This window comes from Variovorax sp. Root411 (assembly GCF_001425205.1).
Taxonomy (GTDB): domain Bacteria; phylum Pseudomonadota; class Gammaproteobacteria; order Burkholderiales; family Burkholderiaceae_C; genus Variovorax.
Genome location: NZ_LMDW01000015.1, coordinates 437441 through 461049 on the forward strand (window position 1 = coordinate 437441; position 23609 = coordinate 461049).

The 23609-nt window shown below is 67.4% G+C and carries 23 protein-coding genes; 11 read left to right on the forward strand and 12 right to left on the reverse strand.

The genetic code is table 11. The annotated features are described in order from the left end of the window. The first annotated feature begins 48 nt into the window (after window positions 1-48). The gene (locus tag ASC92_RS16105) at window positions 49-2283 is read left to right on the forward strand and encodes a heavy metal translocating P-type ATPase (protein WP_056517468.1); all 2235 of its coding nucleotides are present in this window, start codon (window positions 49-51) and stop codon (window positions 2281-2283) included. Between the two features lie 6 nt (window positions 2284-2289). On the opposite strand, the gene ASC92_RS16110 is transcribed toward ASC92_RS16105, so the two are convergent. From ASC92_RS16110 to ASC92_RS16130, 5 genes are read right to left on the reverse strand one after another with little or no spacing between them, the layout of a single operon-like run. Then, entirely contained in the window at window positions 2290-2772 is a 483-nt protein-coding gene (locus tag ASC92_RS16110; RefSeq protein WP_056517471.1) for a GNAT family N-acetyltransferase, read from the reverse strand. Window positions 2773-2830: 58 nt separating this feature from the next. Beyond that, entirely contained in the window at window positions 2831-3961 is a 1131-nt protein-coding gene (locus tag ASC92_RS16115) for a sterol desaturase family protein (RefSeq protein ID WP_056517474.1), read from the reverse strand. A 35-nt stretch (window positions 3962-3996) separates the two neighbouring features. Next, a complete protein-coding gene (locus ASC92_RS16120) occupies window positions 3997-5280 on the reverse strand; it encodes a beta-ketoacyl-[acyl-carrier-protein] synthase family protein (RefSeq protein WP_056517477.1) in 1284 nt (427 codons plus the stop codon). Further along, window positions 5277-5567, reverse strand: a complete 291-nt coding sequence (locus ASC92_RS16125; RefSeq protein ID WP_056517480.1) for an acyl carrier protein — start codon at window positions 5565-5567, stop codon at window positions 5277-5279. The genes ASC92_RS16120 and ASC92_RS16125 overlap by 4 nt, the downstream gene beginning before the upstream one ends. A gap of 34 nt (window positions 5568-5601) precedes the next feature. Next, entirely contained in the window at window positions 5602-6462 is an 861-nt protein-coding gene (locus ASC92_RS16130; protein WP_056517483.1) for an alpha/beta hydrolase, read from the reverse strand. A 138-nt stretch (window positions 6463-6600) separates the two neighbouring features. Here ASC92_RS16130 and ASC92_RS16135 point away from each other — a divergent pair, with 138 nt between their 5' ends. Next, window positions 6601-7290: a response regulator transcription factor gene (locus ASC92_RS16135; protein ID WP_056517490.1), complete on the forward strand. Its 690-nt coding sequence runs from the start codon at window positions 6601-6603 to the stop codon at window positions 7288-7290. Between the two features lie 7 nt (window positions 7291-7297). Further along, entirely contained in the window at window positions 7298-8692 is a 1395-nt protein-coding gene (locus tag ASC92_RS16140) for a sensor histidine kinase (protein ID WP_056517493.1), read from the forward strand. 12 nt (window positions 8693-8704) lie between these two features. Here ASC92_RS16140 and ASC92_RS29605 read toward each other — a convergent pair whose 3' ends face one another. The 6 genes from ASC92_RS29605 to gstA all read right to left on the reverse strand — a co-directional run bounded on the left by ASC92_RS29605 (window position 8705) and on the right by gstA (window position 14650). After that, window positions 8705-9454: a VOC family protein gene (locus ASC92_RS29605; protein ID WP_056517496.1), complete on the reverse strand. Its 750-nt coding sequence runs from the start codon at window positions 9452-9454 to the stop codon at window positions 8705-8707. Window positions 9455-9538: 84 nt separating this feature from the next. After that, window positions 9539-10024, reverse strand: a complete 486-nt coding sequence (locus tag ASC92_RS16150) for a RidA family protein (protein ID WP_056517499.1) — start codon at window positions 10022-10024, stop codon at window positions 9539-9541. A gap of 80 nt (window positions 10025-10104) precedes the next feature. After that, window positions 10105-11208, reverse strand: coding sequence for an alkene reductase (locus tag ASC92_RS16155; RefSeq protein WP_056517502.1), 1104 nt, complete (start codon window positions 11206-11208; stop codon window positions 10105-10107). Between the two features lie 85 nt (window positions 11209-11293). Continuing rightward, window positions 11294-13111, reverse strand: a complete 1818-nt coding sequence (locus ASC92_RS16160) for an acyclic terpene utilization AtuA family protein (protein ID WP_056517505.1) — start codon at window positions 13109-13111, stop codon at window positions 11294-11296. Then, window positions 13108-13887 carry an enoyl-CoA hydratase/isomerase family protein gene (locus ASC92_RS16165; RefSeq protein WP_056517509.1) on the reverse strand — a complete coding sequence of 260 codons (780 nt, stop codon included), beginning with the start codon at window positions 13885-13887 and terminating at the stop codon, window positions 13108-13110. Before ASC92_RS16165 ends, ASC92_RS16160 begins: the two co-directional genes overlap by 4 nt. Before the next feature lie 154 nt (window positions 13888-14041). Next, complete coding sequence (gene gstA, locus ASC92_RS16170; RefSeq protein WP_056517513.1) at window positions 14042-14650, reverse strand: glutathione transferase GstA; 609 nt, start codon at window positions 14648-14650, stop codon at window positions 14042-14044. Window positions 14651-14833: 183 nt separating this feature from the next. Between gstA and ASC92_RS16175 the strand changes: the two genes are divergently transcribed. The 8 genes from ASC92_RS16175 (at window position 14834) to ASC92_RS16210 (ending at window position 22049) form a co-directional block, all read left to right on the forward strand. Next, window positions 14834-15019, forward strand: a complete 186-nt coding sequence (locus ASC92_RS16175; RefSeq protein WP_056517516.1) for a DUF1328 family protein — start codon at window positions 14834-14836, stop codon at window positions 15017-15019. 176 nt (window positions 15020-15195) lie between these two features. Next, window positions 15196-17157 carry a tRNA uridine-5-carboxymethylaminomethyl(34) synthesis enzyme MnmG gene (gene mnmG / locus ASC92_RS16180; RefSeq protein WP_056517519.1) on the forward strand — a complete coding sequence of 654 codons (1962 nt, stop codon included), beginning with the start codon at window positions 15196-15198 and terminating at the stop codon, window positions 17155-17157. After that, on the forward strand, window positions 17154-17807 hold the full coding sequence (gene rsmG, locus ASC92_RS16185) for a 16S rRNA (guanine(527)-N(7))-methyltransferase RsmG (RefSeq protein ID WP_056517522.1): 654 nt from the start codon (window positions 17154-17156) through the stop codon (window positions 17805-17807). Before mnmG ends, rsmG begins: the two co-directional genes overlap by 4 nt. Before the next feature lie 125 nt (window positions 17808-17932). Continuing rightward, window positions 17933-18547: a LysE family transporter gene (locus tag ASC92_RS16190; protein WP_056517525.1), complete on the forward strand. Its 615-nt coding sequence runs from the start codon at window positions 17933-17935 to the stop codon at window positions 18545-18547. 22 nt (window positions 18548-18569) lie between these two features. Continuing rightward, window positions 18570-19490, forward strand: a complete 921-nt coding sequence (locus ASC92_RS16195) for a ParA family protein (RefSeq protein WP_056517529.1) — start codon at window positions 18570-18572, stop codon at window positions 19488-19490. Between the two features lie 42 nt (window positions 19491-19532). After that, the gene (locus ASC92_RS16200) at window positions 19533-20078 is read left to right on the forward strand and encodes an RBBP9/YdeN family alpha/beta hydrolase (protein WP_056517531.1); all 546 of its coding nucleotides are present in this window, start codon (window positions 19533-19535) and stop codon (window positions 20076-20078) included. Further along, a complete protein-coding gene (locus ASC92_RS16205; RefSeq protein ID WP_056517534.1) occupies window positions 20078-21040 on the forward strand; it encodes a ParB/RepB/Spo0J family partition protein in 963 nt (320 codons plus the stop codon). The genes ASC92_RS16200 and ASC92_RS16205 overlap by 1 nt, the downstream gene beginning before the upstream one ends. A 115-nt stretch (window positions 21041-21155) precedes the next feature. Continuing rightward, window positions 21156-22049, forward strand: coding sequence for a CsgG/HfaB family protein (locus ASC92_RS16210; RefSeq protein ID WP_056517536.1), 894 nt, complete (start codon window positions 21156-21158; stop codon window positions 22047-22049). An 85-nt stretch (window positions 22050-22134) separates the two neighbouring features. On the opposite strand, the gene ASC92_RS16215 is transcribed toward ASC92_RS16210, so the two are convergent. Further along, entirely contained in the window at window positions 22135-23559 is a 1425-nt protein-coding gene (locus tag ASC92_RS16215; RefSeq protein ID WP_056517541.1) for an FAD-binding oxidoreductase, read from the reverse strand. Window positions 23560-23609 lie beyond the last annotated feature (50 nt).

Below are 23609 nucleotides of genomic sequence, written 5' to 3' on the forward strand. Positions count from 1 at the left end.
GGATCTGCCGCTTGACCTTGCCATCGTGTGAGGCTTTAGCCTCGGCACATGGAAAATCTGCAATCTGCTCCGACCACGCTGGACCTCTCGGTCGGCGGCATGACCTGCGCCTCGTGCGTGATGCGCGTCGAGCGCGCGCTGAAGAACGTGCCCGGCGTGCAGGACGTGAGCGTGAATCTCGCAACCGAATCGGCTCGCGTGGTGACGAGCGGCAACGAAGGCATGGACGTTCGCCTGCGCCGCGCCGTGCGTGCCGCCGGCTACGAGCCGCGTGCGGCAAGCACAGCGGCCGACGAAGCCGCTGCGCTGTCGCCCTGGCATGGTTTCGGCCCGGTCGCCGTGGGGTTGGCACTGTCGATCCCGTTGCTGGCGCCGATGCTCGGCGATCCTTTTGGGCAGGACTGGATGCTGCCGCCATGGTTGCAGCTGCTGCTCGCGACGCCAGTGCAGTTCTGGCTGGGCGCGCGCTTCTATCGCGCGGGCTGGCATGCAGCGAAGGCACGCACCGGCAACATGGACCTGCTGGTGGCACTCGGTACCAGCGCGGCGTTCGGCCTTTCGCTCTGGCTCTGGTGGCGCGCGGCGACCGGTGAGCATGCGGGCCATGGCGAGATGCCGCACCTGTACTTCGAGACCTCGGCGGTGGTGATCACGCTGGTGCTGCTCGGCAAGTGGCTGGAGGCGCGCGCCAAGCGCCAGGCCACGTCGGCGATCCGTGCGTTGCAGCAGCTTCGGCCCGAAGTGGCGCACCTCGTCGGCGTGCGCGGCAAGGAAAGCGACGTGCCGCTGGCCGAGGTGATGGTGGGCGACCGCCTCGCGGTGCGGCCCGGCGAGCGCGTGCCGGCCGACGCACGGGTGATCGAAGGGCAGTCCGAGGTCGACGAATCGATGCTCACCGGCGAGCCGCTGCCGGTGGCCAAGGGGCCGGGCGATTCGTTGACCGGCGGCGCTGTGAATGGCGACGGGCGCATGGTCATCGAAGTGAGCGCGGTCGGCGCCGAGAGCGTGCTCGCGCGCATCATCCGGCTGGTCGAAGATGCACAGGCGGCGAAGGCGCCGATCCAGCGGTTGGTGGACAAGGTCGCGGCCGTGTTCGTGCCGGTGGTGCTGGTGATTGCACTCGTCACGTTCGCTGGCTGGATGATGGCGGGCGCGGGCATCGAGACCGCATTGATCCACGCCGTGGCGGTGCTCGTCATTGCCTGTCCATGTGCGCTGGGCCTTGCGACGCCGGTTGCGGTGATGGCGGGCACGGGCGTGGCGGCGCGGCACGGCATTCTGATCAAGGACGCGCGTGCGCTTGAAATTGCGCACCGCGTCGATACCGTCGCGTTCGACAAGACAGGCACGTTGACGGTGGGCCGGCCGGTGTTGACCGCGCTGGTACCGGCGGCAGGTATTCAGGCAACCGAAGACCAACTGCTGGCAACTGCCGCCAGCCTGCAAAGCGGCAGCGAGCATCCGCTGGCCAAGGCGGTGTTGGCTGCCGCGGCGCAGCGCAACCTGCAGTCGCCCGCATTGAGCGCAATGCAGGCGATGCCGGGCCGTGGTGTGCGCGGCGATGTCGATGGCATCACCTGGGCCATCGCCAGCCTGCGCTGGTGCCGCGAACTCGACGCGATGCCCGAAGCCGCCGAAGTCGATGGCCTGCAGGCGCAAGGCGCCACCGTGTCGGCATTGCTGCGCTTCGGCGAGGCGGGCGCTGCGCACGTGCAGGCGTTGCTCGCCTTCGCCGACGAGCCCAAGCCGCAAGCCGCCGAAGCCATCCGCACGCTGCACGCGCGTGGCCTGCGCGTGGTGATGATCTCGGGCGACAACCTGCGCGCGGCCCTGGCCATGGCGGCACGGCTCGGCATCGCGGCCGAAGACGTGCGTGCCGACGTGCTGCCCGCCGACAAGGCGGCGCAGGTCGCAGCGCTCAGGAAGAACGGACATGTCGTCGCAATGGTCGGCGACGGCGCCAACGATGCGCCTGCGCTGGCCGCGGCCGATGTGGGCATCGCGATGGCGCCTTCGGGCGGCGGCACCGACGTGGCGATGGAAGCGGCCGGCATCACGCTGATGCGCGGCGACCTCGCGCTGGTGGCGCAGGCCTTCGAGCTTTCGGCGCGCACGGTCGCGAAGATCCGGCAGAACCTGTTCTGGGCCTTCGCCTACAACGTGGCCGGCATTCCGCTCGCGGCCTTCGGCCTGCTGAGCCCGGTGGTGGCCGGTGCGGCCATGGCGTTGTCGAGCGTGAGCGTGATGGCGAATGCGCTGCTGCTGCGGCGCTGGAAGCCCTGAAGTCTTTCAGTCGAGCAGCAGTGCCATGAGGTGATCGTCGATGGCCTCGGGCTCGCCGGCGCGCTGGTAGAACTTGCGCAAGGTGCCTTCGCGTTCGAAGCCGAGCTTTTCGTAGAAGCGCATCGCCGGCGCGTTGTCGCTCTCGACGAAGAGCTCGACGCGCCTGATGCCGACGGCCTTCAGCGCGTCGATGGCTTCGCTCACCATGGCGAGCGCGATGCCCTGACCGTGAAACGCGGGATCTACCGCGAGCGTGCCCAGGCAGGCCACGTGCCGCACGCGGCCCGGATAACGCGTGGCCCGGTAGAACCCGGCGATGCGCCCTTCGCGCTCGTAGACGTAGAAGTTGCGGCCGTCGAGCAGCTCCTGGTAGATGGCGCGGAATTCATCGAGCGGCATCGGGTCGTAGCCCAGGAAGGGAACGATCTTCTCGTGCATGTAGAGGACGAAGACGGTGTCGATGTCCTCGGGTGTGGCCAGCCTGCGCATGATGGGTGCCTTGCAACGATGAAGGCGCCGAGCATAGCGGGGGGCGAGCGGATGTCGATCAGGCGAAGAGCAGCACCGCAGACATCGCCAGCAGCGCCGCCTGCGCGCACCAGGCCCATCGCAGCCGAAGCTGCGAATCGAGCACCGCGCCGATGGACCAGAAGCCGCCGACCGCCAGCAGGAGCAGCGTCAGCCCGGTGTGGAACGCGAGGTCGTCGGCGCGCCAGAGAAAGGCCAGCGTCACGCCGACCCAGCATGCGAAGTGGAGGGCGGCTGACGCGACCTGCGGGCGCGTCAGCACGGGGACGTGGATGTGCATGGCTTCTTCCAGCGAAAAGGGCGGTTCCGGAAACCGCGCCGCGACGTCGGCCGGCCGCCAGCCCGGGGGCTTGAACCACACGGCGATCTTGTCCTGCCAGCGCTTCGCATGCCATGCATCGCGCAGCAGCGGCACATAGGGGCCGAGGATCGCGCGCATCGGGTCGAAGCTCGCGAGCGCCTTGCGCGTGCCGTAGACGCAGCGTTCGGTTTCTTCGGCGAAGGTGCCGAACATCCGGTCCCACACCACGAGCATGCCGCCGTAGTTGCGGTCTACATAGCCGTCGTTCACCGCGTGGTGCACGCGATGGTTCGAGGGCGACGAGAACACACGATCGAACCAGCCGAGCTTGCCGATGTGCTCGGTGTGGATCCAGAACTGGTAGACCAGCACGATGAGTCCCGCCAGCCCGAACTGCTCGGGCGGCACGCCCACCACGGCCATCGGCAGGTAGAAGGCCCAGCCCAGGAAGGCCACGGTGCTTTCCTGGCGCAGCGCGGTGGAGAAGTTGAAGTGCTGGCTCTGGTGATGCACCGAGTGCGCGGCCCAGAACACGGCCGACTCGTGGCCCGCGCGATGCAGCCAGTAGTCGAAGAAGTCGAACAGAAGCACGGCAACGATCCAGCCCGCGGCGCTGTCCCAGAAGCCGGGCCGCGTCCAGATCGCGACCAGCGGATAGACCATGGCGTAGAGCCCGATCTGGAACAGCTGCGTGCACACCGCGAGCGCCTGGCTCAGCAGCCCCTGGCTCAGGCTGCCGAGCGTGTCGCTGAAGCGGTAGGTGTTGCGCCGCTGGAGCCAGCCCCAGGCGAACTCGCAGGCCATGAGCAGCGCGAACACAGGCACGACGAAAACGACCAGCCGGTGCACCGCGTTCGTTTTTTCAGAGAGTGTTCAGCGAATCTTCAGCGTTCGCACGCGCGGCCGGCCACGATGACGGCGTTGGTGCCCCCGAAGGCGAAGGAGTTGGACAGCGCATAACGGATGCCCCTGGCCTCGCGCGCCTCGCCCTGCACGAAATCGAGGTCGAATGCGGCGTCGGGCGTCTGCAGGTTGGCGATGGGCGGCAGCGCCTCGCGCGCCAGTGCGCGCAGCGCGGCGATGAGTTCGATGGCACCGCCACCGCCGAGCACGTGGCCGTGGATCGCCTTGGTCGCGCTGACCGGCGTGGCCTTGCCGAATACCTCGCGGATCGATGCGGCCTCGGCCGCATCGCCGGCCGAGGTGGCCGTGCCGTGTGCGTTGATGTGGCCGATGTCCGAGGCCTCGATGCCCGCGTCGCGCAGCGCGGCGCGCATCACGCGCACCTGGCTCGCGGCGTCGGGGTTGGTGATGTGTGTGCCGTCGCAGTTGGTAGCGTAGCCTGCGAGCACGAAGGGCGCTGCTTCGGCGCCGCGTGCGGCCGCATGCGCTTCGGATTCGAGCACCAGCGCGGCCGCGCCTTCGCCGATGGCGAAGCCCGTGCGGTCGCCCGAGAACGGACGGCAGGCCGAGAAGGGCGCATCGGCCGGCGGCGGCGCCATCACGCGCATCGCGTGCCAGCTGGCCATCACGCCGGGCGTGAGCATGGCGTCGTGGCCGCCGACGATGGCCACGTCGATCCAGCCGCCGCGGATGGCGCGCATCGCCTCGCCGACGGCCACGGCCGAGGAGGCGCAGGCACAGGCGTAGGCAATGGCCGAACCGCGCGCGCCGAAGTGCAGCGCGAGTTCGGCCACGGCGGCGTTGGGCATCACAGTGAGCACGGTGGTCGGGCGCATGCGGCGCTGTTCGCCATACAGCGCGCTGGTGGTGTTGTCGAAGGTGCCGGCGCCGGCGAGGCCACTGCCCCAGAAGATGCCGAGGCGGTCGCGGTCGATGGTGTCGAGATCGATGTTCGCTTCGCGAGCCGCGTCCTGTGCCGCAGCCAGGGCCATGGCGGTGCCGCGGTCCAGCGGCAGGCGGGAGGTGCTGCGCATGCCATTCGAATCGAAGTCGCAGGCGGCGACCGCGAGCGCCATCGGGTCCATGCCCTCTATCTCCAGTGTTTGCGCACGCACGGCCGAGCGGCCCGCGAACAGCGCTTCGTCGAAGGCCTCGACGGTGCGGCCGATGGGCGTGACGAAACCGATGCCGCTCACGCGCACCGGCGCCGAGGCGGCGCGTGTGGCCGAAGCGGCGAGCACGGCGTGGGCGGCGCCGCTGCTCATGCGGCCGCTTCGGCGGGCTGGACGGCGGCCACGGGGGCGTTCTCGGCGTCGATCACATCGCACAGGCGTTCCAGCGTGATGCCGGCTTCGCGCGGGTCGAGGCGGTCTTCGGGAATGCGCAGGTGGAAGGCGTCCTCGACGGCGAAGACGAACTCCATCAGCGCGAGCGAGTCGAGGCCGAGGTCCGACAGCGCGGTGGATGGCGAGATGGCCGAGCGCTCGACGCGGAAGTCGGTCTCGAGGATCGCCGCGATGCTGTTGAAGGTGGGGGAAGCGGAAGAAGACATGGAGATGCTTTCCTTTCAGGCGTGGCGAACGAGGTCAGGCGTACAGCGGATGTTCCGGCGTCGCGCCATGTGCCACGGCTTCGGCGAACGACACCGTTTCGCGCACCACCTGCTGTCGGTCGTTGTCGATCGTGATCATGTGGTAGCTGTTGGCGACCACCACGGTGCGGAAGTCGCGGCAGCGCAGGCCGCGCGCGAGGATGTCGAGGTTGGCCACGCTGGCCACCTCGTCCTGCTGGGCATGCAGCGCGAGCACGTTGCCGCATTGCACGCCGCTGAGGTTGCGCCGCACGTGGCGGATGAGCCGGTCGTGCTCGCGCAGATGTCCCACGCCGATGACGGAACTGCCCGCGCGCGAAACCTTGCGATGGCGCAGCTCGCGCTCGATCCAGGCGCGCACGCGCTCGTTCTTCACGCCGTAGGGCGGGCGCTCGCGGTATTGCCAGAACCGGCCGAGCGGCGTGTAGAAGGCCAGCGGCAGCAGGAATTGCGTGCGCGGGATGGCCCAGCCATCGAAGCGCAGCGTGGTCGACATGAGCACCAGCGCATCGACGTCGCTGCCGCAGCGGATGGCCGCGCCGAGCGCGAGCGAAGCGCCGGCGGAAATGCCGACCAGCATCACGCGGTCGTGCTGCGCGCGCAGCGCCTTCACATGGGCCTGGATGGCGTCGAGCCAGCGTTCGTACGGCGCGGCGCGCTGCATCGGCGCAGCGGCATCGAACGAATAACCCTCGATCGACAGCGGGTGCACCGGGTAGCCGCGGCTGCGCAGTGCGGACTGCACGGTCAGCAGCTCGTCAGGCGTGCTGCATAAACCGTGCAGCAGGACCACGGCGGTGCGCTGCACTTGCGGAGGCACAAGGCTCAACAGATCGGAAGGTTCACGCGCACTCATCGTGTGGTGCCAGCCATGAAAATGGCCCGTGTTTCATCGTGCTGTCGTATGCTCATGCAGCGTTTATCGCTTGGAGCGACTGACCGGCCGCTGACCCGTCGTTCGCAAGGCAGATTACCCCCCAACCATTCAAACACCATGCGAATTCTGCTTGTCGAAGACGACGCCGTTTTGCGCGACGTGATGGTGCGCAGCCTCGCGGATGCCGGCCATCGCGTCGACGTCTCGACCAACGTCGAGGATGCCGATCACCTGTGGCGCGTGCAGCCCTTCGATGCCGTGCTGCTCGACCTCAACCTGCCGGCCACCGCAAGCCCGACCAGCGGCCTCGCGAGCGGCCTCAACGCGCTGCGGCAGGCGCGCGCGCGCGGCGACCGCACGCCGGTGCTGGTGCTCACGGCGCGCGGGCGCACCGAAGAACGCATCGCGGGCCTCGACGCGGGTGCCGACGACTACCTCGGCAAGCCCTTCGACCTGGCCGAGGTCGAGGCGCGCCTGCGTGCGCTGGTGCGCCGCGCGAAGGGCACCGAAGACCTCGTGCTGCTGGGCCAGCTGAAGCTCGACCGCAAGGCGCGCCGCTTCTCGACCGCGGGCGGTCCGCTCGACCTGCCGGCGCGCGAGTTCGAGGTGCTGTGGGAACTCATGAGTCCGCCGGGCCGCACCGTGAGCAAGCGGGCGCTGTCCGACAAGCTCTCGAGCTTCGACGAATCGCTGGGCGACAACGCGCTCGAGGCCTTCATCTCGCGCCTGCGCAAGAAGCTGCAGGGCTCGGGCGCGAGCATCCGCACGCTGCGCGGCATCGGCTACCTGCTCGAAGCCGAGGTGTGATCCGAGCGTGACCGAGCAGACGACAGAACCGCAGCCCGCGGCCGTTCGTGCGCCATCGCTCACGCGGCGCGTGCTGCGCAACGTGCTGGTGCCGCTGGCGCTCACGTGGATGGTCGGCGCGGTCATCGCGCTGGTCATCGCCAACTACTTTTCCGAGCAGGCCTTCGACCGCGGCATGCTCGACGACGCCTATGCGCTGTCGGCCAACGTGCAGGCGGGCGAACGCGGCATCGAGCTGCTGCTGACGCCGCGCGAAGTGGCCACCGTGCTCTTCGACCAGGTCGACAAGGTGTACTTCGCGGTGCAGCGGCTCGACGGCACGCTGATCTCCGGGCAGTCGGGCCTGCAGGCGCCGCTGCCGGCGGACGGAGCGCGCTACCGCTTCGCCGACATCGACTACGAGGGCAGCGTGCTGCGCGCGGTGGTGCTCGAGCACGACGCCGAGCCCGACATCAGCATGCCGTACCGCGTGGTGATCGCGCAGACCACGCTGAGCCGGACCGCACTGGTGCGGCAGTTGCTGGGCTACGCGCTGGCGCCGCAGATCGTGCTGCTCATCCTCCTGGCCATCTGGCTCTGGTACGGCATCCGCAGCGACCTGCGGCCGCTCGGCGACCTGCAGCGCGCGCTCGACCGGCGCGACGTGCGCGACCTGTCGCCGGTGGCGGTGGCGCAGACCTCGCGCGAGATCCAGCGCCTGGGCAACGCGGTCAACTCGCTGTTCGAGCGGCTCGGCCACAGCGTGCAGGCGCAGCGCGAGTTCGTGGGCAACGTGGCACACGAACTGCGCACGCCGCTGGCGGGCATCCGCGCGCTGGCCGAGTACGGGCTGGCGCAGCACGATACCAATGTGTGGCGCGAGCAGCTGGAGCGCGTGTCGGAACGGCAGGCGCGCGCCAGCCACCTGATCGACCAGCTGCTGGCGCTGGCACTGGCCGAAGAGGCGCGCACCGAGCTCAAGCGCGTGCCGGTGCGGCTCGACGTGCTGGCCGAGCAGACGGTGCTGCGGCACCTTGCGCGCGCCGACGCGCGCGGTGTAGACCTGGGCGCGCGCGGCCTCGACGACGGCGTGGTCGTGCAAGCCAACGAGGCGCTGGTCGAAGGCATCCTCGACAACCTGATCGACAACGCGTTGCGCTATGGCGGGCGCACGATCACGGTCGAGCTCGCGGGCCGCACGCTGAGCGTGATCGACGACGGGCCCGGCATTCCGCTGGAGGCGCAGCGCGACCTGATGCAGCGCTGGGCGCAGGGTCCGGCCGGCGAGAAGCTGGGGCAGGGCTCGGGACTGGGCCTGTCGATCGTGGCGCGCTATGCCGAGCTGCTGGGCGCCGAGCTGCGGCTCGAAGCGGCGGAGCCCACTGGCTTGCGCGTCAGCGTGGCATTCGGTGAAGCGAGCTGAAGCACCTGCGAGCTAGAGCGGCGTGCCCTGGTGGAACGCCATGCGCCAGCGGCCATGCCGGCGCTTCCACAGCGAGCTGCGCAGCGAGTCCGCTGCAGGGCGCTGCGCAATGGCCTGGCGGTGTGCGCGGTAGGTGACCAGCGCCACGTCGGGCGCCATGCGCAGCACGCGGAAGTCCGACATCGTTCGTTCCGAGAAAGCCTCGCCGCGCAGCGCTTCGACGATGGCGGCGCGTGTCCACACCGTGCCCGAGATGCCGAGTTCATGGAAGTCGTCGTCGAGCAGTTCTTCGAGTTTCGCGGCACTCGCGCGCACCTCGCGAAGATGCAGTGCGCCTTCGAGTTCGAACAGCAGCGCTTCGAGGTTCTCGGCCGGCGCGGCCTCGTAGAGTTCGAGCGGAAGGCCGTCGGGATCGGCGAAGAAGATGAAGCGGCGGCCCGTATATTCGTCGATGCGCAGTGGCTCGACCGCGATGCCCTGCGATGCGAGTTCATCGGCCGCGGCCTGCACGTCGTGCACTTCGAACGACAGGTGGCGCAGCCCTTGGGCTTCGGGGCGCGTGGGGCGCGCGGGGGCACCGGGAAAGGAAAAGAGTTCGATCTGCGAGCCGTCGGGCAGGGCGAGGTCGAGCTTGTACGAGTCGCGCGCGGCGCGATGGTTTTCGGCGACCACGCGCAGCCCGAGCACCTCGGTGTAGAAGCGCTTCGACACCGCGTAGTCGGCGCAGATGATGGCGGCGTGGTGGATGCGGTCGAGTTGCATCGGAAGGATCAATTCAAAGGCTTGCGCAGGAACACGCGGGCTGCGCGGCGATCACGTCGATCAGGAAGCCTTCGTCGGCGGTACTCATGCGCCGATTTCCACCTCGCCCTCGATCTCGACCGGGATGTTGAACGGCAGCTCCGCCATGCCCACCGCACTGCGGGCATGCGCGCCGATGTCGGGGCCGAACAATTCGAGGATGAGGTCGGAGAAGCCGTTGATGACGGCGGGCTGCCTGTCGAAGCCGGGTGCGCTCGCGACCATGCCGAACACGCGCGTCCACGCGGTGATGCGGTCGAGGTCGCCGAGGGCGCGTTGCAGGCTGCCGAGCATCGCGAGTGCCGTGAGGCGTGCAGCTGCGTAGCCCTGCTCGATGCTCACTTCGCGGCCCAGCTTGCCGAGCGGTGCAGCGATGGTGCCGTCGGCGTTGAGCGGGCCGTGGCCGGAGATCAACGCGCGCCGGCCGACGACGCGCACGAACTGGAAGGGGAGGATGACGCCGGCCGGCGGGATCGCGGGCGGCGGCAGCACGAGGCCGAGCGAGGCCAGTCGTTGCGCAATGAGGGCCATGGCATTTCTCTCCTGTCGGCGGATGACGGCGGATGGATGGGTCCGCCGCATCTTGCCATGGCCCCCGTACGCGGCGTGGCTCAGGTCAGTGCCGGATAGTCCGTGTATCCCTTCGCGCCGCCGCCGTACATGGTGGCCTTGTCGAGCTCGTTGAGCGGCGCGTTTTCGCGCAGGCGGCGCACGAGGTCGGGGTTCGAGATGAAGGGCTTGCCGAAGGCCACGAGGTCGTCGCCTTCCTTCAGCGCCTCCTCGGCCAGCGGCCGGTCGTAGCCGTTGTTGACCATCCATGCGCCCTTGCCGCCGGCTTCGCGGTACGCGGCCTTGAGCGCTTCGTAGTCGAAGGGGCGGTCTTCCATTTCGCGCGGGCCGCCGGTGGCGCCTTCGATGATGTGGATGTAGGCCAGGCCGAGCGCGGCGAGCTGCTTCACCACGTAGGTGAACAGCGGCTGCGGGTTGCTGTCGTGCGCGTCGTTGGCGGGCGTCACGGGCGACAGCCGGATGCCGGTCTTGCCGCCGCCGACCGCGTCGACCACGGCGCGTGCGGATTCGAGCAGCAGGCGGGCGCGGTTTTCGATGCTGCCGCCGTAGTCGTCGGTGCGCTTGTTGCTGCCGTCCTTCAGGAACTGGTCGAGCAGGTAGCCGTTGGCACCGTGAAGTTCCACGCCGTCGAAGCCGGCGGTCTCGACCGCGCTGCGTGCGGCCACCGCGTACGCGTGCACGATGCCGGGCAGCTCGCCCGCATCCAGTGCGCGCGGTTCGGAGGTCTCGACGAAGGTCGGCACGCCGTCCTTGATGAGCACGGTCTTGGTCCTGGCGGTGATGGCCGAGGGGGCGACGGGCTTGCCGCCACCGGGTTGCAGTTCGCTGTGCGAGACGCGGCCCACGTGCCACAGCTGCACCACGATCTTGCCGCCCTTGGCGTGCACGGCATCGGTCACGCGCTTCCAGCCATCGAGCTGCTCGGTGCCGTAGAGGCCGGGCACGTCGGCGTAGCCCTGGCCCTGGTGGCTGATGGCGGTGGCTTCGGTGATGAGCAGGCCGGCGCTGGCACGCTGGGCGTAATAGGTGGCGGCGAGCTCGGGCGGGATCGCATTCGGCGAGCGGTTGCGCGTGAGCGGCGCCATGACGATGCGGTTGGCGAGCTTCAGGTCGCCGGCCTGGACGGGGTCGAAGAGGTTGGACATCGTGCGATCAATGGCAGAGTTGGAACAGGCGCAAGGCTAAGCGCCCGGCCTCAACCCTGCTGTCGCACGGTTGTCCGGATTGATGCTAGGCAAGCAGCACCAGCAACGCGGGGCTCACACGCAGCGGCACGGCGAGCAGGATCTGCCCCATGCCCTTGCCGAGCGCGTCGTTGCGCAGCGAGGCCATGCCGCCGCCGCCCAGTGCCTGTTCGCAGACGAAGTTGAAGGCATCGATGCCCGGCACCTCGTAGCGCGTGACGTGGCCCTTGACGAGGTGTGCGAGCCATTCGGCCACGCGCGCCTCGGTGAGCTGTTCGCGCAGCAGCGGCAGCAGGGCGGGGTGGCGTGCGATGACGCCGACGTTCGAGGTGTCGCCCTTGTCGCCGCTTCGCGCCCATGCGAGGCGCAGGAGCGGCACTTCGACGGCGTCCGCGGCAACGGGTGCTTCATGCGTTTCCCTGGCTCTGGCAGGCTGTGAAACGGACCCGGCGTGCGGCGCAGGCGCTGTGGTGCGGGGCACGTCGATGCACACGCCGTTGATGCCGACGCGGGCCTCGACCTGCGACTTGTCGAGCAGGAACGCGTACTGCCGGATCGATGGCGACACCGAGGCGCGCCCGCCGCCCGCGCCCGTGGTGCCGGGCGCCCACGAGGTGCCGGCCGGCGCGACCTCGCGCGCGAACAGTTCCAGGGCTTCCTTGCGCGGGTGCGTCACCGCGAGCCGCAGCACTGCTTCGCGCGTCTGCAGGGCTTGCGCATGCGGGCCGTAGCACGACTCCGCGCCGAGCACTTCGAGCTGCGTGCCGCTATAGGGGCCGAAGCCCAATTGCGAGAACAGCGTGCCCGTGCGCGCGAGGATCGCCTCGCCCGTGCGCCTGGCCTTGGCCACCGCATCGAAGCCGACGATGGTGAGTTGCGCCGCGGTCTTGAAGCCGTCGACATACGTGGCGCAGACCTTGTAGTTCGCGGTCGGCGCATGGCCGCGCGCACCGTGCACGCGCACGCGGTGTTCACCGGCCTGCTCGATGCGCACCTGCGTGAAGTCGGCCACCACGTCAGGCAGCAGGTAAGCCGCTGGATCGCCGATCTCGTAGAGCATCTGCTCGCCCACCACCGCGGGCACGAGCTTGCCGCCGGTGCCCGCGGGCTTGGTGACGACGAAGCTGCCGTCGGCGCTGCATTCGACGATGGGGTAGCCGATGTTGGGCCAATCGGGCACGGTGTCCCAGTCGGTGTGCAGGCCGCCGGTGGCCTGGCAGCCGCATTCGATGAGGTGGCCCGCGAGGCTGCCGGCCGCGAGCAGGTCGAAGTCGCCCGGCTGCCAATTGAATTCGTGCATGAGCACGCCGAGCGTGACGGCCGAGTCGACGCAGCGCCCGGTGATGACGACCTGCGCGCCCGCGTCGAGCGCGGCCTGGATCGGCCGTGCGCCGAGGTACGCGTTGGCGGTGAGCACGCGTTCGGGCAATGCGGCGCCGCTTTGCAGCTCGCGCACGGGCGGCTGCGACTGGCGCAGCTGCGGCAGAAGTGCGGACACATCGTCGCCGCTCACCACGGCGATCTTCAGCACGATGCCCTGTTCGGCGGCCAGCGCCGCGAGCGCATCGGCGCAGCCTTGCGGGTTCACGCCGCCGGCGTTGCTCACCACGCGGATGCCTTGTTTCACGACGTCCTTCAGCACGGCCTTCATCGCGACGGAGACGAAGTCGGTGGCATAGCCTAGCTCGGGCTTCTTGAGCCGCGCGCCCGCGAGGATCGACATGGTGAGTTCGGCGAGGTAGTCGAACACGAGGTAGTCGACCTGCCCGCTGGCCACGAGCTGCGGCGCGCCCACGCTGCTGTCGCCCCAGAAGCCGGAGGCCCCGCCGATGCGCACGATGCGTTCGTTGTTGCCGCTGTTCATCGGCCGCTCCATTGCGGCTTGCGCTTCTCGCGGAAGGCGAGTTGTCCTTCGGCTGCATCTTCGGTGAGTGCGAACAGGCCAATCTGGCTTTCGGTGAAGGCCATCGATTCCTCGAAGGCCATCGCCTCGATCTTCTTCATCGTGTAGAGGCCGCGCCGGATGGCGGCGGGCGATTTGTCGAGCATGCGGCCGAGCAGCCAGTCGACGCTTTCGTCGACGTCGTCGCTCACGCGGTTCACGAGCTTCAGTTCGAGCGCCTGCGCGGCGGTGATGGGTTCGCCGGTGATGCACATCTCGGCCAGCACCCGGCGCGGCAGCAGGCCGCCGAGCACGCTGAGCACCTGCGCGGGAAAGAGGCCGACCTTCACCTCCGGCAGGCCGAACACGGCATGGCTGCTGGCCACCGCCATGTCGCACATCGCCATGATCCCCATGCCGCCCGCCATGCAGGCGCCGTTGACGCGCGCTATCAGCGGCACGGTCGACTGGCGTGCCTGGCGGAACAGGTTGGCGATGTTCTGGTAGGGCGCGGCGTAGTCGAACTTGAAGGAGGTGCCGCTTTGCAGGTCGGCGCCTGCGCAGAAGGCGCGCGTGCCGGCGCCGGTGATGACCACGGCGCGCACGGCGTTGTCGCTGTTGGCGCGGGCAAGAGCGTCCGACAGCCGGGCGACCACCGCGCCGTTGATCGCATTTCGGCGCTCTTCCCGGTCGATGGTGAGCCACATGACGGGCCCTCGCATTTCTTCGCGCAGTTCGGGAGGGGTCTTCTCGGGCATGGTGGGGAGTCCTTCTTCGGTCTTCTGAAGCCTTCCCGTAGCGTGCGCCATAAAAAAAGCCGCATCGTGCGGCTTGTGGCTGAAGCGATGCGGGTTTTCCCTAGGAGGGGCTCCGCTCGCTTCGCTGCTTCTGCACGCTTTCGCGTGCTTCGGCTTACTTCAGGAGGCCTTCGGCCTTCATCGCTTTCTGTACGGCGGGCCGAGCACCAACGCGTGCGTGCCAGGCCAGCAGGTTGGGAAAGTCGGAGATGTCGACGCCGGTCGGCTTGGTCCAGTTGGTGACGGTGAACAGGTAGCCGTCGGCCACGCTGAAATGATCGCCCATCAGGAACTGCTTGCTGGCCAGTTCGCCGTTGAGCCACTGGAAGCGCGACTTGAGCTTGTCCTTGAAGATGCCCTTGGCTTCTTCGGGCATGCCCGGGTTGAACAGCGGGCTGAAGCCCTTGTGCACCTCGGTGCCGATGAAGGTCAGCCACTCCTGCAGGCGGTAGCGCTGCATGGTGCCGGCGGCCGGCGCGAGGTTCTTGGTGGGGGCGAGGTCGGCGATGTACTGGAGGATGGCCGGGCCTTCGCGCAGGCGGACGCCGTCGTCGAGTTCGAGCATCGGTACGTAGCCCAGCGGATTGATGCCGTAGTAGTCGGTGCCGTCCTGCAGCTTGTGGCTCTTGGTGCTGGCCAGCACGGGCTCGAAGGCGAGGCCTGCCTCATGCAGCGCGATGTGAGGGGATAGCGAACAGGCGCCGGGCGAGTAATACAGCTTCATTCGAAAAAAACTCCAATGGATGACGGAGGTTGATTTTGTGGGAGACCGCAGCGGATGCTAGCGGGTTTGGCAGCCTCGCGTTTTTGTCCTACGGCGGCTCGCGCGCGGTGACTATCAAGCGTGTCGACGGCTCTTCTAAGCTCCGCGGCACGGCGGCAAGAGCTCTGCCGAAGGAGTTTCCGAATGCTGAAGTACGCGATCATCTTTGCGGTCATCTCCCTCGTGGCCGCCTTGCTGGGCTTTGGTGGCATCGCGGCGGGTGCCGCTGGCATTGCGAAGCTGTTGTTCGGCTTGTTCCTGGTGTTGGCGGTGCTGTTCGTCGTGCTGGCCGCCCTTGGCATTGGTGCGGTGAAGAAGACGCTCGATTGATGCCGCCAGGTTGCTACAAAATACATAGCAACCTGTCCAATGACAACGGGCGTTGGGGCGCAACTGGGCGCGCCCCCCCTAGCTTGTCCACACAGCGGGCGCAAACGAGCCTGGACGATTAAAATTAGCGCCCCCTTTTGCGCCGCGCACGCGTTTGTTGTGCGCTCCCAATTCAAATGCTGTATCCCGAAGAATTCGACGTGATCGTCGTTGGCGGCGGCCATGCCGGCACCGAAGCCGCACTCGCCGCCGCGCGCATGGGCGCCAAGACACTGCTACTCTCCCACAACATCGAGACGCTGGGGCAGATGAGCTGCAATCCGTCGATAGGCGGCATCGGCAAGGGTCACCTCGTGAAGGAGGTCGACGCACTCGGCGGTGCGATGGCGATCGCGACCGACGAGGCTGGCATCCAGTTCCGTATCCTCAACTCGAGCAAGGGCCCTGCTGTGCGCGCCACCCGTGCGCAGGCCGACCGGATTCTGTACAAAGCGGCGATCCGCCATCGCCTGGAAAACCAGCCGAACCTGAGCCTGTTCCAGCAAGCCGTCGACGACCTGATGGTGGAGGGCGATCGCGTGGTCGGTGCCGTCACGCAAGTGGGCATTGCCTTTCGTGCGCGCACGGTGGTGCTCACTGCGGGCACTTTTCTCGATGGCCGCATCCACGTCGGCCTCGACAACTACCAGGCCGGACGTGCGGGCGATCCGCCGGCGATCAGCCTGTCGGCGCGGCTCAAGGAGCTGAAGTTGCCACAAGGCCGCCTGAAGACCGGCACGCCGCCGCGGCTCGACGGCCGCAGCATCGATTTTTCGAAGTGCACCGAACAGCCGGGCGACGGCATGCCCGGCGGGGCGGGGCCGATGCCGGTGTTCAGCTTCATGGGCCGCACCGACATGCACCCGCAGCAAATGCCCTGCTGGATCACCCACACCAACGAGCGCACGCACGACATCATCCGCTCCGGTTTCGACCGCAGCCCGATGTTCACCGGCAAGATCGACGGCGTGGGGCCGCGCTATTGCCCCAGTGTGGAAGACAAGATCAACCGCTTTGCGGACAAGGAAAGCCACCAGATCTTCCTGGAGCCCGAGGGCCTGAGGACCAACGAGTACTACCCGAACGGGATCTCGACCAGCCTGCCGTTCGACATCCAGTACCAGCTGGTGCGCTCGATGCCGGGTCTGGAGAACGCGCACATCCTGCGGCCGGGCTACGCCATCGAGTACGACTACTTCGATCCGCGCGAACTCAAGAGCAGCTTCGAGACCCGCTCCGTCAAAGGCCTGTTCTTTGCCGGGCAGATCAACGGTACGACCGGCTATGAAGAAGCCGCGGCGCAGGGCCTGTTCGCCGGCATCAACGCTGCGCTGAAGTGCCGCGGCGAAGACGCCTGGCTGCCGCGTCGTGACGAGGCCTACCTGGGCGTGCTGGTCGACGACCTGATCACCAAGGGCGTGACCGAGCCCTACCGCATGTTCACGAGCCGCGCCGAGTTCCGATTGCAGCTGCGCGAGGACAACGCCGATATGCGCTTGACGGAAGCAGGGCGCAAGCTCGGCTTGGTCGACGACGCACGATGGGACGCTTTCAGCCGCAAGCGCGATGCTGTTTCACGTGAAACACAACGCCTCAAGTCGATCTGGGTGAACCCGCGCAACCTGCCGGCGGCCGAGTCGGAGCGGGTGCTGGGGAAGGCCATCGACCACGAATACAACCTGGCCGACCTCCTTCGCCGACCCGACGTGAACTACGAGACGCTGATGTCACTGGACGGCGGCAAGTACAGCGCGCAGGTGGCGCTGAGCGAAACCGAGATCGAGCAGATCGAGATTTCGGCCAAATACTCAGGCTACATCGAACGCCAGCACGATGAGGTGGAGCGCGCGGCGCACTTCGAGAACCTCAAACTTCCCGCAGACTTCGATTACGGCCAGGTCAAGGCGCTGAGTTTCGAGGTGCGGCAGAAGCTAGATAAGCATCGTCCGGAAACCTTGGGTTTGGCCTCGCGCATCTCCGGTGTGACGCCGGCTGCCATTTCTTTGCTGATGATTCATCTGCGCAAGGGTGGCCACAAAGCCTTTGCCAGCGACACCACCACCATGGAAGCAGCCACCGAGCCGCAGTCCGCGGAATGACGGCGCCGATCGATACGCTGCGCGCAGGCGCGGCTGCGATGGGAGTCGCCCTGTCCGACAGCCAGGGCGAACGCCTCTTGGCCTACGGCACGCTGATGCTCAAGTGGAACAAGGTCTATAACCTCACGGCCCTGCGCGATCCGGCCAGCGTACTCACACACCATCTGCTCGACAGTCTCGCGGCCATCGCACCGCTGCAACGCGAGTGGGCAGGGAAGGGCAAGTTGCTCGATGTCGGCTCCGGCGGCGGCTTGCCCGGCGTGGTGGTCGCCATCATGCGGCCCGATCTCGAGGTGAGCTGCCTCGATGCGGTCGCCAAGAAGGCGGCCTTTGTCCAGCAAGTGGCAGCCGAACTGGAACTGCCGAACCTTCGCGGACTGCATGCCCGAGTCGAATCCTTGGCTGGCAGCTACGAGGTCATCAGCTCGCGCGCCTTCGCATCGTTGCCAGACTTCTTCAACGGCTCGATGAATCTCCTCGCACCCGGCGGCGTTTGGCTGGCCATGAAGGGCAAGCTTCCTACCGATGAACTTGCAGTCCTGCCCCAGGGCGTCAAAGTGTTTCACGTGGAACAACTGACGGTTCCGGGTCTGGATGCCGAGCGCTGCATCGTTTGGGCGCGCAAGGACCTCGCCCAAATCAGCGACTGAATACGCAAAAGATGCGGCGGCACCGGTAAAAGCCGGTGTCGGAACAGTCTCTGTGACGGTGCGCTCGCTTAGACTCGATGCCTCCCTTCGGTCTCCCTCCCGACTCGCTTTTTCGAGGCAAAACCATGTTCGGCATTGCTGACTACGGCGCATTCGTCGCCGCCATCGTCCTCTTTCTCCTGATTCCCGGCCCGGGCAATCTGGCGCTGATCACCTCGACCAGCAAGGGCGGAATCCGTGGCGGACTGGCCGCGACAGCCGGCTTGATCTTCGGCGATCAATGCTTGATGTGGGCGGCGGTGGCCGGCGTGTCTGCCGTGCTCGCCGCTTATCCCGCTGCATTCAAGGCGGTGCAGTGGTTGGGTGCCGCCTATCTGGCATGGCTGGGCTCCAAGATGCTGCTGGCCAAGCCTGGCTCGACACCCATCCTCAATATCAAGCCGACCCATTTCCTGCGCCAGGCTTTCACCATCACCTTGCTGAACCCCAAGGCGATCGTGTTCTACATGGCCTTCTTCCCGCTGTTCGTCGATCCGGCGCGTCACCAAGGCGTGGTCACTTTCGCAGCAATGGCCGTGACGATCGCGGCGCTGACCTTCCTGTACGGCCTGAGTTCGACACTGCTCACACACTTCCTGGCTGAGCGCATCCGTGCCAATCCCCGCATCTCCGCCACACTCGAAAAGCTTGCCGGCACCTTTTTGATCGCCTTCGGCGTCAAGCTCGCAATCTCGCGCTGATCGATCGATCCCCGGTACTTACATGGCCAAGATTTTCTGCATCGCCAATCAAAAGGGCGGCGTCGGCAAGACCACCACCACCGTCAATCTGGCCGCCGGCCTCGCCAAGGTCGGCCAGCGCGTGCTGATGATCGACCTCGACCCGCAGGGCAACGCCACCATGGGTTCGGGCATCGACAAGCGCCAGCTGGAGCTGACGGTGTACGACGTGCTGCTCGAATCGGCCTCGGTGTCCGAGGCCCGCGTCAAGGCAGACAAGCTGGTGGAGGGCGGTTGCGGCTACGACGTGCTGGGCGCAAACCGCGAGCTGGCCGGCGCCGAAGTCGAGATGGTTGCACTCGATCGCCGAGAGAAGCGCCTGCGCACCGCACTTGCCGCTGTGGGTGCCGAGTACGACTTCGTGCTGATCGACTGCCCGCCGAGCCTGAGCCTGTTGACGCTGAATGGCCTGTGCGCTGCCCACGGCGTGATCGTGCCGATGCAGTGCGAATACTTCGCGCTCGAAGGGCTGACCGACCTGGTCAACACCATCAAGCAGGTGCACGCCAACCTCAACAAGAACCTGCAGATCATCGGCTTGCTGCGCGTGATGTTCGATCCGCGCATCACGCTGCAGCAGCAAGTGAGCGAGCAGCTCAAGTCCCACTTCGGCGACAAGGTGTTCGATACCGTGATTCCGCGCAATGTGCGGCTGGCCGAGGCACCCAGCTACGGACTGCCGGGCGTGGTGTTCGACCCCGCCGCCAGGGGCAGCCAAGCTTTCATTGCCTTTGCCCAGGAACTGGTCGAGAAGTTGCCGCCTGCGAGCGCTTTTGCCTCGGGCGCGGTGGCACCGCCGATCGCACCGGTCACGCGCATTGCGCCGGACCTGCCCATTCCCGACGACGTGATGGCCCCTGCTGTTGCGCCTGCATCCGATTCCACCAGTGAAAACAACGCCTGACGCTTGCCACCCGTCGGCAGTGCGCTATCAAGTTAGTAGCAAATGACAGATCCTCGCATCCTGCTGTTGCCAGGTTGGCAGAACAGCGGCTCCGGCCATTGGCAAACCCTTTGGGAGTCGGTCCACGGCGACCGCCGTGTCGAGCAGCACGACTGGATGCGACCGCTGCGCGGCGACTGGTCTGCGCGACTCGAAGAAGAAGTGCTGGCTTCGCCCGGCCCGGTGGTTCTTGCGGCGCACAGCCTCGGTTGCATCCTGGTCGCGGCCTGGGCCGCGCATTCGCGCAACACGCACAAGGTGCGCGGTGCGCTGCTGGTGGCGCCTGGCGATGTGGAGCGCGACGACCTGCGCCAGCTGATTCCCGGTTGGGTGCCTATCGTGCGCAAGCCGCTGCCGTTTCCGGCTGTGATGATCGCCGCCAACGACGACCCGTATTGCGAAGCCTCGCGGTCGCAGCAACTCGCCAGGGATTGGGGCGCGCGCTTCATCGATGCCGGCCCGGGCGGTCACCTGAATGCCGAATCCGGCCTCGGCGACTGGCCCGAAGGCCGAAAGCTCCTGAACGAAATCTCGAAAGAAAAGAACTGATGGCGACCAAGAAACCCAAGGGCCTGGGCCGCGGCCTCGAGGCGCTGCTCGGCCCGACGGCCGCGCCTTCCGCCGACAACGGATTGAATGGCAACGCGGGCCCGGAAGAGGGCGGCGTGCCAAGGAACCCGAGCACGCTGATGCTCGAGCAGATGGTTGCCGGCGTCTACCAGCCGCGCACGCGCATGGACGAAGGCGCGCTCTACGAGCTGGCCGAGAGCATCAAGGTGCAGGGCATCATGCAGCCGATCCTGGTGCGCCGGCTCGATGCCGAATCGGCCGCCACCAAGAACGCAGAATACGAAATCATCGCGGGCGAGCGCCGTTTTCGCGCCGCCAGGCTCGCCGGTCTCGACAGCGTGCCGGTGCTGGTGCGCGACGTGCCCAACGAGGCCGCCGCGGCGATGTCGCTCATCGAGAACATCCAGCGCGAAGACCTCAACCCGCTCGAAGAAGCCCAAGGCCTGCAACGCCTGGTGAGCGAGTTTGGGCTCACTCACGAGCAAGCAGCGCAAGCCGTGGGCCGCTCGCGCAGCGCGGCCAGCAACCTGTTGCGCCTGCTGAACCTGGCCGAACCCGCACAGCAGATGCTGATGGCCGGCGACATCGACATGGGCCATGCCCGCGCGCTGCTGTCGCTGGACCGCGGCACGCAGATCACGGCGGCCAACCAGATCGCCGCCAAGAAGATGTCGGTGCGCGAGGCCGAGTCGCTGGTGAAGAAGCTCGCAGCCGAGTTCACGCTCACGCCTTCGCGGCGCAGCAACGACGGCGAGAAGTCGCGCGACCTGCAGCGCGTGGAAGAAGAACTGGCCGACCTGCTCACCGCCGAGGTCGAGGTGCGCATCAAGAAACGCAGCAAGCGCGGCGGCCGGGTCGAGGAAAGCGGCGAGCTTGCCATCCACTTCGGCTCCATCGAGGCACTCAACGGATTGATCGAGCGCATCCGCCGAACGGCCTAGTGTTGTGAACCGAGGGGCTGGCGTTCGTTTGATTGATTCCTGCAATCCTTTGCGCGTATCCTCGACCGCTGTTTTTCCAACCCCAGATTTCTTGAATAAACGGAGGGAGTCCACCATGCAGTTCACCAAGTTCCCGCTCGCGGCCGTCGCCGTCGGCGCGCTTCTCCTCACCGGTTGCGCGGCGACTGACATGCAAATGGGCAGCCAGTCGGCCAAGACCATGGCCACCGGCAGCGCCGCAGGCAGCGCCACCGCTGGCGAAAGCAGCCAGCTCGAGCGCTGCGAATCGCCGCTCGGCACGGTCTCGCTGATCGAAAACCAGAGCGCGGGCTGGTACACCATCCTTACCGGCGAATACCGCCTGCCGCCCACCGCCAACCTGCTGCGCCTGCTGGTACAGCAATCGAACTGCTTCATCGTGGTCGAGCGCGGGGCGGCCGGTATGAACGCGATGACGCGCGAGCGCGCGCTGCAGCAGTCCGGTGAAATGCGCGGTGGCAGCAACTTCGGCCGCGGCCAGATGGTGGCCTCCGACTACGGCCTGTCGCCCGAGATCGTGTTCAGCAACAGCGATGCCGGCGGCATCGGCGGGGCGCTGGGCGGCCTGGTGGGTGGCGGCCGTGGCCGCGCACTCGCTGCCATCGGCGGCAACATGCAGACCAAGGAAGCCAGCGCACTGCTGACGCTGATCGACAACCGTTCGGGCGTGCAGGTCGCGGCCTCCGAAGGCAGCGCCTCCAAGACCGATTTCGGCGCTTTCGGTGCGCTGGCTGGCCGCAGCGCGGGCGGTGGCCTCGGTGGCTACACCAACACGGCGCAGGGCAAGGTGATCGCCGCGGCGTTCATGGACGCCTTCAACCAGATGGTCCGTTCGCTGCGCAACTACAAGGCACAGACGGTGCGCGGCCAGGGCCTCGGCGGCGGCGGCCGGCTGGGCGTGGACGGCGGTGCTGCGCCGTCGCAGACCTATGTGCCGGCGGAGCAGGCTCCGGCACGCCGCCGCAAGTAAGCGCGCTCGTCGGTCGCACCGTCGACAAAAAAGCCCGGGGCTCTCGCGAGCCGCCGGGCTTTTTCATGGGCGCCGCCCGAACGGATCAGAGGCTGAAGATCTTCCCGGGATTCATGATGTTCTTCGGGTCCAGCGCGCGCTTGATCGTGCGCATCATGTCGATCGCGCCGACACCGGCTTCGGTCACCAGGAAGTCCATCTTGTGCAGCCCCACGCCGTGCTCGCCGGTGCAGGTGCCTTCGAGCGCCAGCGCGCGGCTCACCAGCGCATGGTTCAGCGCCTCGGCCTTCACGCGCTCTTCGGGAATGTTCGGGTCGAGCAGGTAGCCGAAGTGGAAATTGCCGTCGCCCACGTGGCCGACGAGGAAGTAGGGGATACCGCTCGCATCGGCTTCGGCCACCGAGTCGAGCAGGCAATCTGCCAGGCGCGAGATCGGCACGCAGGTGTCGGTCGAGATCACGCGGCAGCCCGGGCGCGACTGCACGGCTGCGAAGTAGCTGTTGTGCCGCGCCGTCCACAGCCGCGTGCGTTCTTCCGGCGTGCTGGCCCATTCGAAGGCGTTGCCGCCATGCCCGCTGGCCAGTTCCTGCACTGTTTCGGCCTGCTCCTTCACGCCGGCCGGCGAGCCGTGGAATTCCATCAGCAGCATTGGCTCTTCGCGCAGGTTCAGCTTGGCGTAGGCGTTCACCATGCGCACCGTGTTCACGTCGATCAGCTCCACGCGCGCGATCGGCACGCCCAGCTGGATGGTTTCGATGGTCGTGCGCACCGCCGCCTCGATGCTCGGGAACGAGCAGATCGCGGCCGACACGGCCTCGGGCAGCGGGTAGATGCGCAGCGTGACCTCGGTGACCACGCCCAGCGTGCCCTCGCTGCCCACCATGAGGCGCGTGAGGTCATAGCCGGCCGACGACTTTTTCGCGCGCGTGCCGGTGCGGATGACGTCGCCCGCGGCCGTCACCACTTCGAGCGCCAGCACGTTCTCGCGCATCGTGCCGTAGCGCACCGCGTTCGTGCCACTGGCGCGCGTGGCCGTCATGCCGCCGATGGAGGCGTCGGCACCCGGGTCGATGGGGAAGAACAGGCCCGTGCTCTTGATCTCTTCATTGAGCTGCTTGCGCGTGACGCCGGGCTGCACCGTCACCGTGAGGTCGTCGGCGTTGATCGACAGCACTTTGTTCATGCGCGACACGTCGATGCTGATGCCGCCCTGCACCGCCAGCAGGTGGCCTTCGAGCGAAGAGCCCACGCCGAAGGGAATGACCGGCACGCTGTGCTCGCTGGCGAGCTTCACCGCGTCGGCCACGTCCTGCGTGTTCTCCGCGAACACCACGGCGGCGGGCGGCGGTGCATCGAAGGAAGACTCGTCGCGCCCGTGCTGCGTGCGCACCGCCATCGCCGTGGAACAGTTGGCGCCGAAGCGCGCCTTCAGTCCGTCGATCAGGGCCGCGGGCACGTCGCGCAGATGAAGCTCCGGCATCAGGTGCGAGGTGGAGGTCGGGGCGTTCATCGTGTGTCTCCTGGCGGCGTGAGGGTGATCGGCCATTCTACGGAGCGAGC

What these genes read in the sequence shown, in the direction of transcription:
- ASC92_RS16175 (WP_056517516.1), top strand. Translation starts at nt 14,834, where the DNA reads ATGCTGAAGTACGCGATCATCTTTGCGGTCATCTCCCTCGTGGCCGCC.
- rsmG (WP_056517522.1), top strand. Translation starts at nt 17,154, where the DNA reads ATGACGGCGCCGATCGATACGCTGCGCGCAGGCGCGGCTGCGATGGGA.
- ASC92_RS16160 (WP_056517505.1), bottom strand. Translation starts at nt 13,111, where the DNA reads ATGAACAGCGGCAACAACGAACGCATCGTGCGCATCGGCGGGGCCTCC.
- ASC92_RS16110 (WP_056517471.1), bottom strand. Translation starts at nt 2,772, where the DNA reads ATGCGCAGGCTGGCCACACCCGAGGACATCGACACCGTCTTCGTCCTC.
- ASC92_RS16155 (WP_056517502.1), bottom strand. Translation starts at nt 11,208, where the DNA reads ATGTCCAACCTCTTCGACCCCGTCCAGGCCGGCGACCTGAAGCTCGCC.
- ASC92_RS16210 (WP_056517536.1), top strand. Translation starts at nt 21,156, where the DNA reads ATGCAGTTCACCAAGTTCCCGCTCGCGGCCGTCGCCGTCGGCGCGCTT.
- ASC92_RS16195 (WP_056517529.1), top strand. Translation starts at nt 18,570, where the DNA reads ATGGCCAAGATTTTCTGCATCGCCAATCAAAAGGGCGGCGTCGGCAAG.
- ASC92_RS16150 (WP_056517499.1), bottom strand. Translation starts at nt 10,024, where the DNA reads ATGGCCCTCATTGCGCAACGACTGGCCTCGCTCGGCCTCGTGCTGCCG.
- ASC92_RS16215 (WP_056517541.1), bottom strand. Translation starts at nt 23,559, where the DNA reads ATGAACGCCCCGACCTCCACCTCGCACCTGATGCCGGAGCTTCATCTG.
- ASC92_RS16205 (WP_056517534.1), top strand. Translation starts at nt 20,078, where the DNA reads ATGGCGACCAAGAAACCCAAGGGCCTGGGCCGCGGCCTCGAGGCGCTG.
- mnmG (WP_056517519.1), top strand. Translation starts at nt 15,196, where the DNA reads ATGCTGTATCCCGAAGAATTCGACGTGATCGTCGTTGGCGGCGGCCAT.
- ASC92_RS16105 (WP_056517468.1), top strand. Translation starts at nt 49, where the DNA reads ATGGAAAATCTGCAATCTGCTCCGACCACGCTGGACCTCTCGGTCGGC.
- ASC92_RS16190 (WP_056517525.1), top strand. Translation starts at nt 17,933, where the DNA reads ATGTTCGGCATTGCTGACTACGGCGCATTCGTCGCCGCCATCGTCCTC.
- ASC92_RS16130 (WP_056517483.1), bottom strand. Translation starts at nt 6,462, where the DNA reads ATGAGTGCGCGTGAACCTTCCGATCTGTTGAGCCTTGTGCCTCCGCAA.
- ASC92_RS29605 (WP_056517496.1), bottom strand. Translation starts at nt 9,454, where the DNA reads ATGCAACTCGACCGCATCCACCACGCCGCCATCATCTGCGCCGACTAC.
- ASC92_RS16120 (WP_056517477.1), bottom strand. Translation starts at nt 5,280, where the DNA reads ATGAGCAGCGGCGCCGCCCACGCCGTGCTCGCCGCTTCGGCCACACGC.
- ASC92_RS16125 (WP_056517480.1), bottom strand. Translation starts at nt 5,567, where the DNA reads ATGTCTTCTTCCGCTTCCCCCACCTTCAACAGCATCGCGGCGATCCTC.
- ASC92_RS16135 (WP_056517490.1), top strand. Translation starts at nt 6,601, where the DNA reads ATGCGAATTCTGCTTGTCGAAGACGACGCCGTTTTGCGCGACGTGATG.
- ASC92_RS16165 (WP_056517509.1), bottom strand. Translation starts at nt 13,887, where the DNA reads ATGCCCGAGAAGACCCCTCCCGAACTGCGCGAAGAAATGCGAGGGCCC.
- ASC92_RS16200 (WP_056517531.1), top strand. Translation starts at nt 19,533, where the DNA reads ATGACAGATCCTCGCATCCTGCTGTTGCCAGGTTGGCAGAACAGCGGC.
- gstA (WP_056517513.1), bottom strand. Translation starts at nt 14,650, where the DNA reads ATGAAGCTGTATTACTCGCCCGGCGCCTGTTCGCTATCCCCTCACATC.